This window comes from Nannocystis exedens (assembly GCF_002343915.1).
GTDB lineage: Bacteria > Myxococcota_A > Polyangia > Nannocystales > Nannocystaceae > Nannocystis > Nannocystis exedens.
The window spans coordinates 7,948,129-7,963,172 of sequence record NZ_NETK01000001.1 but is presented as its reverse complement, the minus strand read 5'-3'; the positions used below and the strand labels follow the sequence as shown (position 1 = coordinate 7,963,172).

Annotated in this window: 10 protein-coding genes; 6 read left to right on the top strand and 4 right to left on the bottom strand. The window is 74.1% G+C overall.

Annotated features, from left to right (window positions below):
• The first annotated feature begins 137 nt into the window (after nucleotides 1–137).
• The 5 genes from NAEX_RS31370 (at nucleotide 138) to NAEX_RS31350 (ending at nucleotide 7,243) form a co-directional block, all read left to right on the top strand.
• On the top strand, nucleotides 138–653 hold the full coding sequence (locus tag NAEX_RS31370) for a MerR family transcriptional regulator (protein WP_211302505.1): 516 nt from the start codon (nucleotides 138–140) through the stop codon (nucleotides 651–653).
• Between the two features lie 57 nt (nucleotides 654–710).
• On the top strand, nucleotides 711–1,796 hold the full coding sequence (locus tag NAEX_RS31365) for an efflux RND transporter periplasmic adaptor subunit (protein WP_096331160.1): 1,086 nt from the start codon (nucleotides 711–713) through the stop codon (nucleotides 1,794–1,796).
• Nucleotides 1,793–4,861 (top strand): efflux RND transporter permease subunit, encoded by a 3,069-nt coding sequence (locus NAEX_RS31360; protein ID WP_096331159.1) that lies wholly within the window; start codon nucleotides 1,793–1,795, stop codon nucleotides 4,859–4,861. Before NAEX_RS31365 ends, NAEX_RS31360 begins: the two co-directional genes overlap by 4 nt.
• Complete coding sequence (locus tag NAEX_RS31355; RefSeq protein WP_096331158.1) at nucleotides 4,858–5,538, top strand: response regulator transcription factor; 681 nt, start codon at nucleotides 4,858–4,860, stop codon at nucleotides 5,536–5,538. Before NAEX_RS31360 ends, NAEX_RS31355 begins: the two co-directional genes overlap by 4 nt.
• Before the next feature lie 343 nt (nucleotides 5,539–5,881).
• Nucleotides 5,882–7,243: a sensor histidine kinase gene (locus NAEX_RS31350; RefSeq protein ID WP_100792939.1), complete on the top strand. Its 1,362-nt coding sequence runs from the start codon at nucleotides 5,882–5,884 to the stop codon at nucleotides 7,241–7,243.
• Here the strand turns inward: NAEX_RS31350 and NAEX_RS31345 are convergent.
• From NAEX_RS31345 to NAEX_RS31330, 4 genes are all read right to left on the bottom strand, one after another.
• A complete protein-coding gene (locus tag NAEX_RS31345; RefSeq protein WP_100792940.1) occupies nucleotides 7,227–8,186 on the bottom strand; it encodes an STAS domain-containing protein in 960 nt (319 codons plus the stop codon). The two genes, NAEX_RS31350 and NAEX_RS31345, sit on opposite strands and share 17 nt — an antisense overlap.
• Before the next feature lie 310 nt (nucleotides 8,187–8,496).
• Nucleotides 8,497–9,453, bottom strand: a complete 957-nt coding sequence (locus NAEX_RS31340) for a zinc metalloprotease (RefSeq protein WP_096331155.1) — start codon at nucleotides 9,451–9,453, stop codon at nucleotides 8,497–8,499.
• 301 nt (nucleotides 9,454–9,754) lie between these two features.
• Nucleotides 9,755–10,108 (bottom strand): hypothetical protein, encoded by a 354-nt coding sequence (locus NAEX_RS31335; RefSeq protein WP_096331154.1) that lies wholly within the window; start codon nucleotides 10,106–10,108, stop codon nucleotides 9,755–9,757.
• Between the two features lie 138 nt (nucleotides 10,109–10,246).
• Nucleotides 10,247–12,592, bottom strand: a complete 2,346-nt coding sequence (locus NAEX_RS31330) for a lipase maturation factor family protein (RefSeq protein ID WP_170136141.1) — start codon at nucleotides 12,590–12,592, stop codon at nucleotides 10,247–10,249.
• Between the two features lie 533 nt (nucleotides 12,593–13,125).
• On the opposite strand from NAEX_RS31330, the gene NAEX_RS31320 reads away from it, so the two are divergent.
• A complete protein-coding gene (locus NAEX_RS31320; RefSeq protein WP_096331151.1) occupies nucleotides 13,126–14,736 on the top strand; it encodes a SagB/ThcOx family dehydrogenase in 1,611 nt (536 codons plus the stop codon).
• The last annotated feature ends 308 nt before the right edge of the window (nucleotides 14,737–15,044 follow it).

The following is a 15,044-nucleotide window of genomic DNA, read 5'->3' as shown; positions in this document are numbered from 1 at the left end:
GCTCGCGGGGGTCGGCGACGAGGCTAGACCTTGTAGCGACTACAGGGTCAAGCGAGCCGGGCCGGCGGGCGTGTGCGAGGTGACGCACGTACCGCCGCGGGCGTGACAGGGGCGCGGCCGCGGAGCAAGCTCGGGCGGTGACGCGAGACGACGAGCAGATGACGATCGGAGCGCTCGGGCAGGCCACGGGCGTCGGCGCCGAGACGATCCGCTACTACGAGCGGATCGAGCTGCTCCCGCAGCCGGCCCGCACCGCCGGGGGTTACCGCGTCTACCGGCCGGAGAACGTCCGCCGCCTCAACTTCATCCGCCGCAGCCGCGAGCTCGGGCTCAGCATCGAGGCCGTGCGCGAGCTGCTGTCGCTCGCCAGCGACCGCCTGCGCCCGTGCGCGCGCGTCGACCGGCTGGTCCGCGACCACATCCACGACCTCGACCACAAGATCGAGGGCCTGCAGAAGCTGCGTGGCGCCCTGCAGCGGCTGGCCGACTCGTGCCGCGGCGGCGGGCGCGTGTCCGAGTGCCGGATCCTCGAGGCCCTGCAGGAGGCCGAGGAGACCCTCGCCGGGCCCGACGTCGAGTGCGCCGAGGAGGACTGCCCGGGGCGCCGCGCCGGCGACAAGCAGCCGCGCCCCCGCCGCGAGCGCCGCGCCTGAGAACTTCCTCAGGATCGTCTCAATTTCCCGCCGCGCCCGCGCGCTACCCGTGGGGGCATGCTCCGCCGCGCGCTCGCGACCGGCTGCCTCGCCCTCGTGACGACCTCCTGCATGTCCGAACAGACATGCCCTGAGAGACAGCCCCATCGTCAGCCCGCCAGCACCGCCAGCGCGTGGGTCGAGGTCACCGCCCCGCGCGACGTCTCGCTCTTGCAGGCCGCCGCGCGGGTGGTCCTGCCCGGCGATCGCCAGGGCGTGATCCGCCCGATCTACCGCGCCCGGATCGCCCGCTTCCACGTCCAGGCCGGCGACCGCGTGCGCGTCGGCCAGCCGGTCGTCGACGTCGTCATGCCCGAGGTCGTCGTCGCCGCCGCCGACTACCGCGGGGCCCAGCTGCGCGGCGCCGCGCAGACCGCGCGGCGCGACAAGCTCGGGCGCATGCGCGACGAGGGCCTCGTCTCCGAGCGCGACGTCTTCGAGGTCGCCACCCGCGCCGCCGAGGTCGAGCAGCAGGCCCTGACCGCCGCCGCCACCTTGCGGGCCGCCGGCATCGACCCCGCGCGCTCGCGCGGGCTGCTGCACGAGCCCGAGGTCACCCTCACGAGCGACATCGACGGCGTCGTCCGCGAGCTCCACGGCCGCCTCGGCGAGGTCGTCGAGGGCGGCGCCCTGCCGATCGCCGTCATCGTCGGCGAGGGCCAGCCGCGCGTCGAGGCCCGCTTCCTCCACGCCCCGCCGGCCCGCGCCACCATGCGCTTTCACGCCGTCGACGGCAGCGTGTGGCCGCTGAAGCCCGAGCCGCTGGCGCGCACCGTCGAGGCCGACGACGGCGCCGTCGTCATGTGGTTCGAGGCCGAGGGCGACCGGCTCGCCGCCCCCGGCCTGCGCGGCACCGTCGAGGCCGTCAGCGACGAGCCCGGGGTCGTCCAGGTCCCGGCCGGCGCCTTGCAGCGCGAGGGCGACGCCCTGATCGTCCACCGCCGCCGCGACGGCCAGATCACGGCCGTCCCCGTCGAGCTGCTCATGGCCTCCGGCGCCTCCGCGCTGGTGCGACCGAAAGATCCCTCGCAGCTCGTCGAGGGTGATCGCGTCGCCGAGGACGCCCTCGCCCACCAGCGGGCCCGCGCGGGGGCCGGCGCGTGATCGAGGCTCTGGTCCACGCCTCGGTGGTCCGCCGGCGCGCGGTCCTCCTCGTCACCCTCGTCGCCACGATCCTCGCCGCCGTCGTCGCCGCGCGCCTGCGCTTCGACGCCTTGCCCGACGTCACCACCAACCAGGTCCTCGTGCTCACGCGCGCCGGCGGCCTCACCCCCGAGGAGGTCGAGCGCCTGGTGACCCGGCCGATCGAGATCGGCCTCGGCGGGATCCCGGGCATGGTCAAGCAGCGCAGCGTCTCGCGCTACGGCATCTCCTCGATCACCGCCGTGTTCGCCGACGACGTGAGCCCCTTCCTCGCTCGCCAGATGGTGCAGGAGCGGCTCGCGCTGGTCGGCGATCGCCTGCCCGACGGCATCGACGCGCCGGAGCTCGGCCCGCTGACCGGCGGCCTCGGCGAGATCTTCCACTTCACGATCCGCTCGCCCGAGCGCACCCCGGCCGAGCTGCTCGAGCTCGTCGAGCTGCGCCTCGTCCCGCTCTTGCGCGCCGTCGACGGCGTCGTCGAGGTCAACACCTGGGGCGGCGAGCGGCGCACCCTCGACGTCGTCGGCCGGCCCGACGCCATGGCCCGCTTCCGCCTCACCCTCGGCCAGCTCGAGGCCGCGGTGGTCGCCGCCACCGGTACCGCCGCCGGTGCCAACCTGGCCGATGGGACATCTCAGGTCCTGCTCCGCGGCGTCTCGCGCCCGACCACCCCGCAGGAGCTCGGCAGCGCCCTCGTGCGCCCGGCCGTCAGCGGCGAGCCGGGCCTGCGGATCGCCGACGTCGCCGACGTCCGCTGGGGCAGCCTGCCGCGGATCGGCGCCGCCACCTCGAACGGCGAGGGCGAGACCGTCTACGTCATGGTCCAGATGCTGCGCGGCGCCAACGCCCTCCAGGTCATGGAGCGGCTGCACGCGCGCATGGTTGACGTCGGCGCCGCCCTGCCCGAGGACGTCACGGTCGACCTCGTCTACGACCGTTCGAAGCTGGTCGGCGCCACCCTGGCGACCGTGGCCGAGAACCTGGCCGAGGGCGGCCTCTTGGTCGTCGTCGTCCTGTTCGCCATGCTCGGCAGCTTCCGCGCCGGCCTGCTGGTCGCGCTGGTGATCCCGCTGTCGATGATCTTCGCGCTCGCCGGCATGGCCTTGCTCGACATCCCCGGCAACCTGATGAGCCTCGGCGCGATCGACTTCGGCCTCTTGGTCGACGGCGCCGTCGTCATGGTCGAGGCCGTCTTCTGCGGGGCCGTCGGCGCCGCCCTGTCGCCGACCAAGATCGCCGAGTGGACCCGCGGCGTCGCCCGCCCGGTGTTCTTCTCGGTGCTCGTCATCCTCCTGGTCTACGTCCCGATCGTCAGCCTCACCGGCGTCGACGGCAAGATGTTCCGGCCGATGGCCGCGGCGGTGATCATGGCCCTGCTCGCCGCTTTGATCCTCGCCCTCACCTTCGTCCCCGCGGCCGCGGCCGCGGTCCTGCGCCCGCGCGACGTCCCGGCCCGCGAACCCCTGCTCGTGCGCCTGGCCGAGCGCGCCTATCACCCCGTCCTGCGCGCGGCCACCCGCGCCCCGGTCCTCGTCGCCGGCTTCGCCCTCGCCGCGCTGGTCCTCGGCGGCTGGCTGTTCACCCGCACCGGCGCCGCCTTCGTGCCCCAGCTCGACGAGGGCGACCTCGTGATCCAGACCGAGCGCGCGCCCGACATCTCGCTCGACTCCGCGGTGCGCGAGGCCACCGCGATGGAGCAGGTGCTGCTCGGCGAGGTCCCCGAGGTCCGCGCCGTGGTCGCGCGGATCGGCTCGCCCGCGGTCGCCACCGACATCATGGGCATCGAGCAGGCCGACGTGTTCGTCGAGCTCGCCCCGAGGTCGCAGTGGCGCGACGGCCTCGACAAGGACGCCCTCGTCCAGGAGATCGACGCGATCCTCGCCGCCAGGGCCCCCGCCGACGTCGTCGTCTTCACCCAGCCGATCCAGATGCGCTTCAACGAGCTGCTCGGCGGGGCCGTCACCGACGTCTCGCTCAGCATCTTCGGCGACGACCTCGCGCAGCTCCGCGACCTGGCCGAAAAGACAGCCGAAGTCATCGCCGCCCAGCCCGGCGCGGTCGACGTCCGCATCATGGCCCCGCCCGACGTCACGGTCGCCGAGGTCCGCCCGCGCATGCTCGCCGCCGGCAGCCACGGCATGGTCGCCGCCGACGTCCTGCGCGTGGTCCAGGCGATCCGCACCGGCGTCACCGCCGGCTACACCTACGTCGGCCCGCTGCGCCTGCCGGTGCGCGTGCGCCTCGGCGAGCCGCCGCCGGCCAGCCTGCTCGCGCGCGTGCCGGTGCCCACCGCCGACGGCGCCCTCATCGAGCTCGAGCACCTCGCCACCATCGAGCAGCGCCCGGCCGCCAGCCTCGTCAACCACGACGACGCCCAGCGGCGGATCGTCGTCGGCTTCAACGTCCGCGGCGCCGCGCTCGGCGACGTCGTCGAGGCGCTCAAGGCCGAGCTCGCCGCGCGCGTCCCGCTGCCGCGCGGCACCCGCTCGGTGTGGGGCGGCCAGTACGAGTCGCTGGCCGAGGCCCGCGCTCGCCTGGCCTGGGTCATCCCCGCGGTGGTCGCCGCGATCTTCGCCGTCCTCCTGCTCGCCTTCCGCCGCCTGCGCCCCGCCGCCCTGATCTTCACCCACGTGCCGTTCGCCTGCGTCGGTGGCATCCTCGCCCTGACCTTGCGCGGCCTCCCCCTGTCGCTGTCCGCCGCGATCGGCTTCATCGCCCTCAGCGGGATCGCCGTGCTCAACGGCGTGGTCCTGCTCTCGCAGATCGATCAGCTCCTCGCGCAGGGCCACGATCCCCGCCGCGCCGCCTTCGCCGCCGCCGAGTCACGCATGCGCCCGGTGCTGATGACCGCCTCGGTGGCGGCGCTCGGCTTCGTGCCGATGATGCTGGCCACCGGCACCGGCGCCGAGGTCCAGCGCCCGCTCGCCACCGTGGTCGTCGGCGGCCTGGTCTCCTCGACCTTGCTGACGCTGGTGATCCTCCCCGCGCTCTACCCGTTCTTCGCCGGCAGGAGCCGCGCGCCATGAGGATCCTCGTGGTCGAGGACGACGAGCGGCTGCTGCAGCTCCTGCAGCGCGGCCTCGGCGAGGAGGGCCACCTCGTCGACGCCTGCACTACCAGCGCCGACGCCCTCGGCCAGGCGCAGACGATCGCCTACGACGTCGTCCTGCTCGACTGGATGCTGCCCGACGGCGACGGCCTGTCGCTCTTGCGCGCCTGGCGGGCCCGCGGCGTCGACACCCCCGTGCTCATGCTGACCGCCCGCGGCAGCGTCGGCGAGCGCGTGCTCGGCCTGCGCACCGGCGCCGACGACTACCTCGTCAAGCCGTTCGACTTCAGCGAGCTGCTGGCCCGCATCGAGGTGCTCGCGCGCCGCCGCGGCGGCGACGTCGTCCACCTGCGCGCCGGCGACGTCGGCCTCGACACCCGCCAGCGCGCGCTCGTCCGCGGCGACCACGAGGTCGCCCTCACCGCCCGCGAGTTCGCCCTCTGCAACCTCCTGTTCCGCCGCGTCGGCGAGGTCCTCACCCGCAGCGAGCTGCTCGCCGCCGTGTGGGGCCCCAACTTCGACGGCGAGCCCAACGTCCTCGACGTCTACGTCGGCTACCTGCGCAACAAGCTGGCCCAGCTCGGCGACGACGCCCCCGTCATCCGCGCCCAGCGCGGCGTCGGCTTCCGCCTGCTCCCCGGAGGCGAGCGGTGAGCGCGCGACGGCGTTGCCCCGAAGGACATGCCCGCTTCAGCATGTCCTATAAGCCATGTTCCTCTGAACATGTCCATCTCGGCATGTCCTCTCAGTCCTATCGCCATCGCGCCCCGGACGGCCGCCCCGCGTCGCCTCCCCCCGCTCCCGTCGCCCTCGTCCGCCCCGCGGCGCCAGTCCGCCCCCGCGTCCCGGCGCGCCTTTTTCGACCTGTCTGTTTCGCCATGCTCTCCAGGCCATGCGGTTGCCTGCCGCGCTCCAGGCCCTCGCACCGCCGCGACGCCGTCGCCCGCGAGCCTGGCGCGCCCCGTCGCGTCGTAGGTCCCCTCGGAGCCGTCGGCCGATGACCCTGCACCGCCGGCTCCTCCTGTTCGGCGCCGTCCTCCCGGCCGCGCTGATCGCCCTGGCCCTGTTCCTGATCGGCCTCGTCCTCGACCACCTCCTGCTCGAGTCGGTCGATCGCGGCCTCACCCTGCAGGCCGCCAGCGAGTCGGTCAGCCTGTTCGACCGGCCAGGTCAGGACGCCCACCTCCACTTCGGCGACTCCGCCCTGGTCGCCGACCTGCAGCGGCTGCACCACCAGGGCGCGCTCTACGGCCCGGACGGCGCGCGCCTGCTCGCCTACCCCGCCGACACCGTCGCCCCCGAGCGGCTCACCGCCGCCGACGTCGCCCGCGCCCCGGCCCTGCAGACGCGCGTGCTCGCCAGCGGCGAGCGGATCCGCGAGCTCTCGCTGGCGATCGACTCGCCGCGCGGGGAGCCGCACGCGCTGTGGCTGGCCGTCTCGCTCGCCTCCAACGACGCCGCCCTGGCCGCCTACGCCCGCGCCGCCGCCCTGATCGGCGCCGCCGTCACCCTGCTGCTGCTGCTGCTGCAGATCGCCCACGCCCGCGGCCTCGTGCAGCGCGTGCAACGACTCCACGTCCACATGCAGCGCCTGCGCGACGGCGACTTCTCGACCTTGCCCCCGGCCGACCCCGGCACCGACGTGATCGCCAGCCTGCGCGACGCCATCGCCGACGCCACCGACAAGCTGCGCACCGCCTCCGAGCTGCAGCACCGCCTCGTCGCCGACGCCGCCCACGAGCTGCGGACCCCGCTGACGGCCATGCGCATGGAGATCGACGTCACCCTCCGGCGCGAGCGCTCGCCCGAGCAGCTCGTCGACGCGCTCGCCCGCGTGCGCACCGAGGTCGACCGCCTCGGCGAGCTGGCCAGCAAGCTGCTGGCGATGGCCAGTTTGCGCCGGTCCGAGTGGGAGCGCGTCCCGCTCGACGCCGTCGCCAGCGTGCGCGACGCCATCACCAGCCACCGCCTCGTCGCCGAGCGGCGCGCGATCTCCTTGCACCTGCACGCCCCCGAGGCCGCCCCGATCCGCGCCAACCCCGGCCCGCTGCGCCAGGCCGTCGACAACCTGCTGGCCAACGCGATCAAGTTCGCCCCGGTCGGCAGCGCCGTCGACCTCACCGTGCGCGACGGCGAGACCGCGCTCGAGATCCTCGTCGAGGACCGCGGCCCCGGCGTCCCGCTCGAGCACCGCGAGACGATCTTCGCCCCCTTCCGCCGCCTCCAGCGCGGGGTCGACGGCGCCGGCCTCGGCCTCGCCATCGTCCGCGAGGTCGCCGAGGCCCACGGCGGCCGCGCCTGGGTCAGCGAGCGCCCCGGCGGCGGCGCCTGCTTCCACCTGGTCATCGCCCGCGCGTGACGCGGACCCGCGCGTCGCTGCGCCGCGTGAGCGCCTGCCGGAGCCCCTCCTGCAGGCTCGGCGCCGTGGTCACGCGCGAGAAGTCGACGTCCAGCTCGACCAGCGTCTGCGCCATCTTCGGCGAGATCCCCACCATGATGCAGTGGACCCCGAGCAGCCCCGCCGCGCGCACCGTCTGAAACAGGTGCGACGCCACGTCCGTGTCGATCACGGGCACCCCCGTCACGTCGATGATCGCCTGCGCCGCCCGCTGGGCCACGATCGCCGCCAGCAGGTTCTCCATGATCTGCGCCGCGCGCTCCGCGTCGATCATCCCGATCAGCGGCAGCGCCAGGATCCCGTCCCACAGCCGGATCACCGGCGTGGACAGCTCGCGGATCGACTGCTGCTGCTCGCGGAGCAGGCGCAGGTGCGCCGACAGCTCCGCCGTCCGCTCGGCGACCGCAACCTCGAGCGCCTCGTTCTGGGCGCGCAGCTCCTCCTCGCTGCGCGCCAGCTCGCCGATCTCGTAGTGCATCACCACCGCCTCGACGAGCTCGCCCGCCTCGTCCTTGACCGGATAGATCGACGACGCCACCCACCCTGCCGACCCCTGGGCCACCCCCTCGGTGTGCCTGGGGTCGTAGCGGATCGCCGGCAGCCGGGTCGCCTCGCCGGTCGCGTAGGCGCGGCGCACCCCGGCCAGGCTCCCGGACGGCTCGAGCTGCAGGTCGTCGAGGATGACGTGGTCGCGCACGACATCGATCGTCAACTTCCACAGCCGCTCGAAGCCCTGGTTGACCTCGACGACCCGTCCTTTCGCGTCGCAGACCTGCACGCTCAGCGCCGGGTTGTCGACCATCGCGTGGTACCTGCGCGCCGCCGTCTTCAGCGCCTCGACCTGCCGGCGAAGCGCCTCCAGCTCGCGAACGAGCTCTTCGTGCGACCTGTCGTCCGCGCCCATCGGCCGGGACTCTACACCGCGAGGCCCGCGCGAAAAAGCAGGCCCGGAGCCGGCCGGCCCCATCGCCGGCGCGGCCTCCCGCGAAACGCTCGCCTTCGCCGAGCCCGGGCCTGCGGAGCCGGCGACGTGCGGAGAGCCGAGGTCGGGCGAGGCCCGCGTCCACGCCGCAGGTCCTCGCGCGCGAGACGCTTCCTGTCCCTCGCGCCAGGTGATACCCGGAGCGAGCGCGCGTGACTCCCAGGTTCTTCGTTTGCGCCGTCGTCGAGACCGCCGCGCATGACGGCGGCCGCGAGTCGCGACCGCCGGGCGCTCACACCTCCTCGCGGTAGAGCGTCAGCTGGTACTCCATGCGCGCCACCTGCCCGTGCGTGAACGAGTCGAGGCACGCGTCGTCGCTGTAGTCCATGAAGTTGTGGATCGGGTCCAGGCCCGGCAGCCGGCACGAGTCGAGGCCCACGGGGCAGCCGAACGCCGGCCCCGCCTCGCTCGGCGTGTCGATCACCCGGTCGCCCCCGTCGTCGAGGTCGCCGCCGCAGCCGCCCTGGAACGTGTGATAGAGGCCCGCCCAGTGGCCGACCTCGTGGACCGCCGTGTCGCCGAGGTGATACGGCGCCGCGGCCCCGCCGGGCAGGCTCTCGTGGAGGAGCACCACGCCGTCGACCTCCGGCGAGAACGCGTACTCCCACGGGAACGTCGCCCAGCCGAGCAGCCCGCCGCCCAGCCCCGCCGTGTAGATGTTGAGGCTGCCGGCCCCGCCCACGCGCAGCGCCGTCTTCGCCGCCGTCTCCGCGGCGGAGCCGACGTCCATCGCGTACCACGCGTCGTTCGCCGTCACGTCGACCCCGGCCAGCGAGAACGTGATGCCCGCCGGCAAGAAGGCCGCGTTGAGGACGTCGAGCTGCTGCTCGATGCGCTCGGGCGCCACCTTCCCGTGGCCCTCGCTGTCGGTGATCACGTGGACGTACGTCGGGATCACCCGCGGCACGAACGCGATGCGGGCCGCCCCGGCCCGGCGCGCGTTGAAGTCGAGCTCCATCGCCTCGACCTGCTCGCCGGTCGGGTGCGTCCCGCAGCGGCCATCGACGCCCGCGGAGGCCAGCGATTCGGCGCCGGTGCAGGCGACGGCGTCGTCCTCGTCCACACAGGCGTCGGCCAGCGCCGCGGCCTCGGGCGCGGCGACGTTCACATCACGCCGCGGCTCCGGCTCGTCGCAGGCGAAGCAGAGGGAAGCAGCAATAAATGTCCATACGTTGTTGATCGCACGCATTCTCGGTCATCCCGGGCTCTCCATCACGAGCCCCCAGGTCATCATAACGGCCGCGACTGGGCCTCGCTGTTACGTCGACCTTACATTCACCGCCACGCCAGCGGCGGCGATCACGGCGGCCGCGCCGCCGCTCTCGCCTATCCCGAAGGACATGTCCTGAAGCGCTTCAGCGACAGTGACAGCCCCAGCACGAGCGCCGATCGTTCGCATGGGACAGCCGCGCCGGCGACCATCGACCGCGGCCCGGCACGCTCGGCGCGCTCCATCGTCCGCGCGAGTGACTCCAGCCGCGACCTCGCCTTCAAGCTTCCGGCACGATCGTCAGCTCGGTCTGGACGTCGATGTCGGAGAACGAGCGGATCGTGATCACGCGACAGCCCCGCACGATCCCTCGCACGCGCCGCGCCACCTCGGCGTACCCGGGCGGCCTGTCGCTGACCTCGAACGGCTCATGGGGAAGCTTCGCGCCCGCGGTCTCGAGCACGCGATCGGACACGTACACGACGCCGGTGTCGAGGTCGGTGACCACCGGCTCGTGCGGCCGCGCCTTGCGGCTCTGGCCGAACATCCCGGCCGTGACGATCTCGTACCACACCAGCTCCACGCGATGACCGACGGGCACGGGCGCCTGGAAGAGGACCACGAACTTCTGCATGCGCCGCAGGGTATCCGTCCCGCCGCCCGCATGCACCCACCGCGGGTCTCCTCGCCGCATCGCGTATCCGCCCGCGCCCGCGAGCTGCCCCGCCCTCTTCCTCGTTGCGGCGCCGCCCCGTGGCCTCGTCCGCGTCGCTCACTCGCCGCGCGAGCGCGTCGCGTGCGACCCTTCATCACGCCGCTCGTCGAGCACGCGCAGCGACAGGTCCGCGCCCAGCTCGAAGCGCGGCCATCGCTCGGGCGTCTCGGCCCACACGGCTTCACGAAACTCACCGCGCAAGCACTCGATCATCGCGAACGCCCCCCACAGCCGCCGCACCCGCGCCGCGCCCCACGCCGCGAGCTTCGCCGCCCGCGCGCTCGGCCGCGGCCAGCCGCGCACCTCGACCTGGCTCGCCAGCATGCGGAATTTTTGGGCCTGATGGGCCAGCCGCTCCGGCCGCAGCACCGCCTCGAAGAACGCCCCCGAGCGCAGGCTCATCCGCGCGAGCCACTGCGCCGCCGTCTCGGGCCGCCGCATCATCGCCTCGTACGCCGCCTGGCCCTCGCCGATCACGTGGCGCACCAGCAGGTTGAGGTGCAGGTGCGTCTCGACGTCGAGCGGCGCCGCTCGCCGGCCGAGGATCGCCCGCAGCCCTCCGGCCACGAACAGCCGCTCGCAGCGCGCCATCCCCAGCAGCGCGTAGCGACCGATCAGGCGCTCGAGGCGATCGATCTGCCCCGCGCTCCAGCGCCCGCGCACCCGCTCCACCAGCGCCGGCAGCCGCGACCAGTCGTCGCGATCCGTCGCCGCGAACATCGGCACGAACTCGTCCCACAGCGTTCGCACGTCCGCCGGCGTCAGCTCCGTCGTCTCCGCGCACACGAGCGCGTGCGGGTCCTCGCCGGCCGCCGCGCGGCGCAGCAGCGGCCCCAGGCGCGACCGTCGGATCCACCGCCAATCTTCCGGCGACCACGACTCCGGCGGCGGCGGCCGACCGTCGAGCCAGTCATCGTCCGCCCGCGCGCGCGGCAGGTGCGGGCCGACCAGCGTCCGCCGCCACCACCTCCCGCTCGCGCGCCGCTCGGCCGGCGTCGTCGCCTCCAACATGTACATGCGGACCCGCGCGGCGATCGGCGCCCCGTGGCTCGCCGGCAGCGAGTCGCCGAAGAACAGCCGCGAGCGCAGCTCGCCTCGCAGCACGCGCCGCATCAGCCGCCCCGCGCCCGAGCAGCGCGCGTGCCCGTACGGGTCCCAGCGCCCCGTCAGGTTGCGCAGCACGCTCGCCTCGTGGAACCCCGTCGCCTCGTACACGATCGCGTGGTCGAAGCGCGGGTGATGCGGCGCCACCCACCGCGGCGGCGAGCGCTCGAGCGTCGGCCACCAGCGCGGCGTCAGCGTGTGCCACTCGGCCTCGTCCCACGTCACCTCGAGGGCAGGGCTCATCTTGATCGCCGGGGCCGAGCGCGGCGGGAACACCCCGTATGCGTGCAACCACCGCAGCGGCTGCAGCGCGCGGAACACCGCGATCGGCCAGCGCAGCATCCCCGGCAGCGCGCGCTCCCACCACGGCCACAGCGTCCACGTGAACGACGCCCAGGTGTTGAGCGGCAGGCACAGCAGCGCCCCGAACGTGTGAAGCACGACGAGCCCGTGCAGCGCCAGCGTCGTCGCCGGCAGCGACGGCGCGAACAGCCCCAGCGGCGCCGAGGCCGTCGCGCTGTCGAAGCACACCCCGCACAGCGCGATCGTCAGCACGTTGAAGAAGCCGTAGTTGCCGGTCGCCGCGATCGCCACCATCAGCCCCGCGGTCGCCAGCGCGAACACCACGCTGGCCGGCCCCGGGACGAACACGCCGAACGGCAGCGCCACCTCGATCACGAACAGCAGCGCCAGCGCGGCCTTGTGGACCCACATCGGCGCCCGGTGGGCCAGCCACCCCAGCGGCGTCGGCAGCGGCTGGCGGATCGCAAACCCCTGTAAAAAGCCGGCGTCGGCCCGCGTCGAGCCGGCGAACTTCTGCTTGCCGAAGCCGAACATCACCCGGAACAGCAGCAGCCGGAACACCCACGCCAGCGCCGGCGTCGGCGCCCCGGTCGCCGCGACCTCCGGGGCCCACGCCAGCGCCGGCAAGAACATGGCCCAAAAGCCAGCTTCGAGCAGCAGGCTGTCCCACGGGTACACCAGCACCACCGCGCGGTCGAGCGACAGGTACAGCGCCCAGCACAGCACGAACGCCAGCGGCGTGTGCGGTCCGCCCGCCACGATCGACAGCGCCGCCGTCAGCCCGAGCCAGGGGATCCCCCGCAGCCAGCGATCGCCGGCGTGCACCCACAGCAGCCCCGGGAAGTACAGCCAGCGCCGCGGCGCCGTGAAGTCGCGCCGGATCGCCGCCATCAGCTCCGCCACCGGCGCGACCCCCTCGCGCCCCGCGATCGGGATCACCTGGAACGTCAGCGACGCGAACGCGATCGCGTAGACGACCCCGATCCCGCGCGCCACGAGCCCCCACACCAGCTCCGGCGACGCGTGAGCGAGTGGGTCGAGGAACGCGATGCCCGCAGGCTCGCACGGACCCCCGTCCGCCGGCAAGCTGCCCCGCCCGCCGCGGCCGTGACCGCATCGTCGCCGCTCCCGTCCGCCGTCTCGTCGCGGCATGACCGATCCCCGCGTCCCCGACCTGCTCGACCTCCCTTCCGTCACCATCGCCGCTCTCGTCCACGACCTGCTCGACCTCGGTCTCGCCGCCGTCGCCGTTCACCGCCCTCGCATCGACGCTGCATGCCCGACGCCCATGTCCGCGGCCTGCTCGACCCCGGTCTCGCCGCCGTCGCCGCTCACCTCCGCCGCATCGACGCTCCATGCCCGATGTCCCTCGTCGGCGACCTGCTCGACCTCGCCTCGCCCCCTCGCCGCTCGCGGCCGCCGGCTCGTCCTCACATGTCTCATCGGACATGCCCGAACAAGCACTCGCTCACGCGACGCCTCGCTCGGCGCGCGGGCGTGCGCCCCTCCGTTCCACTATACTCTCGCCGATGCCGACCGACCTCGAGCGCGTCCTCGACTACCACGAGCGCACGGCGCACCGGCCCGGTCGTTACGCCGCCTCGCTCGGCTACCTCGACTGGGACACCCAGCCCAACCCCTTCCGCCTCTACGACGGCGCCGAGCGGTCCCCCCTGCCGCGCGTCCACCCGCATGTTTCGGAGGACAGCCCGACCTGGGCCGACCTGTTCCGCGCCGCCGGGCCCGCTCCTGCCGCGCTCGACCTCGACCTGCTCGGCTCGCTGTGCTTCCACGCCTTCGCCCTCTCGGCGTGGAAGCAGGCCGGCGCCTCGCGCTGGTCGCTGCGCGTCAACCCCTCGAGCGGCAACCTCCACCCCACCGAGGTCTACCTGCTCGCCGGCCCGCTCGCCGGCCTGTCCCAAGCGCCAGGTCTCTACCACTACACCCCGCTGCTCCACGGCCTCGAGCGGCGCGCCGCCCTCGACGCCCGCGCCTGGCAGGCCCTCGGCTTCCCCGGCCTCCTCGTCGGCCTGTCGTCGATCGTCTGGCGCGAGGCGTGGAAGTACGGCGAGCGGGCCTTCCGCTACTGCAACCACGACGTCGGCCACGCCCTCGCCGCGCTCGCCCTGTCCGCCGCCCTCCACGGCTGGCGCGCCGTCCTCGTCGATCCGCTGCCCGACGCGCGGCTCGCCGCCTTGCTCGGCCTCGGCGACCTCGGCCGCGGCGTCGAGGCCGAGCACCCCGAGTGCCTCGTCGCCCTGCTCCCCCGCGACGCACCGCTCGCGCTCGACGCGTCCGCCGTCCTCGAGCTCGCCCCTTCGACTCTGGAAGGCCGGCCCAACCAGCTCAGCGAGGGCCACCACGAGTGGCCGATCTTGCCGGAGGTCGCCGCGGCCACGGCGAGCGCCGCCGCGACCCCGCGCCCCTGGCCCCCGCCCGCGAGCCCGCGCGCGTGCGACCTCGACGTCCCGGCCGCGCCGCTGGTCCGCCGCCGGCGCAGCGCGGTCGCCATGGACGGTCGCACCGGCATCACGGCGGCTGCCTTTTACGACATGTTCGAAAGGACATTGCCCGGAGGGCTGCCCTTCTCGGCCCTGCCGTGGCGGCCCGCGGTCGACCTGGCGCTGATGGTCCACCGCGTCCAGGGCGTCGAGCCCGGCCTCTACCTCCTGGTCCGCGAGCCCGACCGCGCCGCCCGCTGGCGCGCCGCCCTGCCCGACGCCTCGTGGCGAGCGCCGCCCGGCTGCCCCGCAGGGCTCCCGCTGGTGAGCCTGCGCGAGGGCGACGTCCGCCGCCACGCCGCCCTCGTCAGCTGCGCCCAGGACATCGCCGCCGACGGCGCCTTTGCCGTCGCCATGTTCGTCGACCTCCGCGCCGAGTTGGAGCGCGAGGGCCCGGCCCACTACCGCCGCCTGTACTGGGAGACCGGCGCGATCGGCCAGCAGCTCTACCTCGAGGCCGAGGCCCTCGGGATCGCCGCCACCGGGATCGGCTGCTTCTTCGACCAGCCGACCCGCCACCTGCTCGGCCTCCCCGAAGCCGACGACCTGCGCAGCCTCTACCACTTCACCGTCGGCGGCCGCGTCGACGACCCCCGCCTGCGCACCCTGGACGCCTACGACCACCTCGACCGGCCCTGACCTCCGTCCCGCGACGTCGTGGCGCAGGTCGTGGCGGACGACCTGACTCTTGAGACATGCCAAACCTGTGCGCTCCGGCGAATGTCCGGTAAGCCCGGCTTCGGACCGCCGCTCCGACGATCGCGGCTGCCGCGACATCGTCTCCGGCGCGGCCCACCGTTCGCGGCCCCGAATTGGACCGTACCCGGCGGACCTGTCCGCCCGTCGTCCCCCGCGCTCCCGCGAGCCCGCCGCACTTGCGCTCCCTCACGGCGGAGCGGCATGTCTTCAAAGGCATGTCCTCGAGAACATGCTCTTATGGAAAGGCC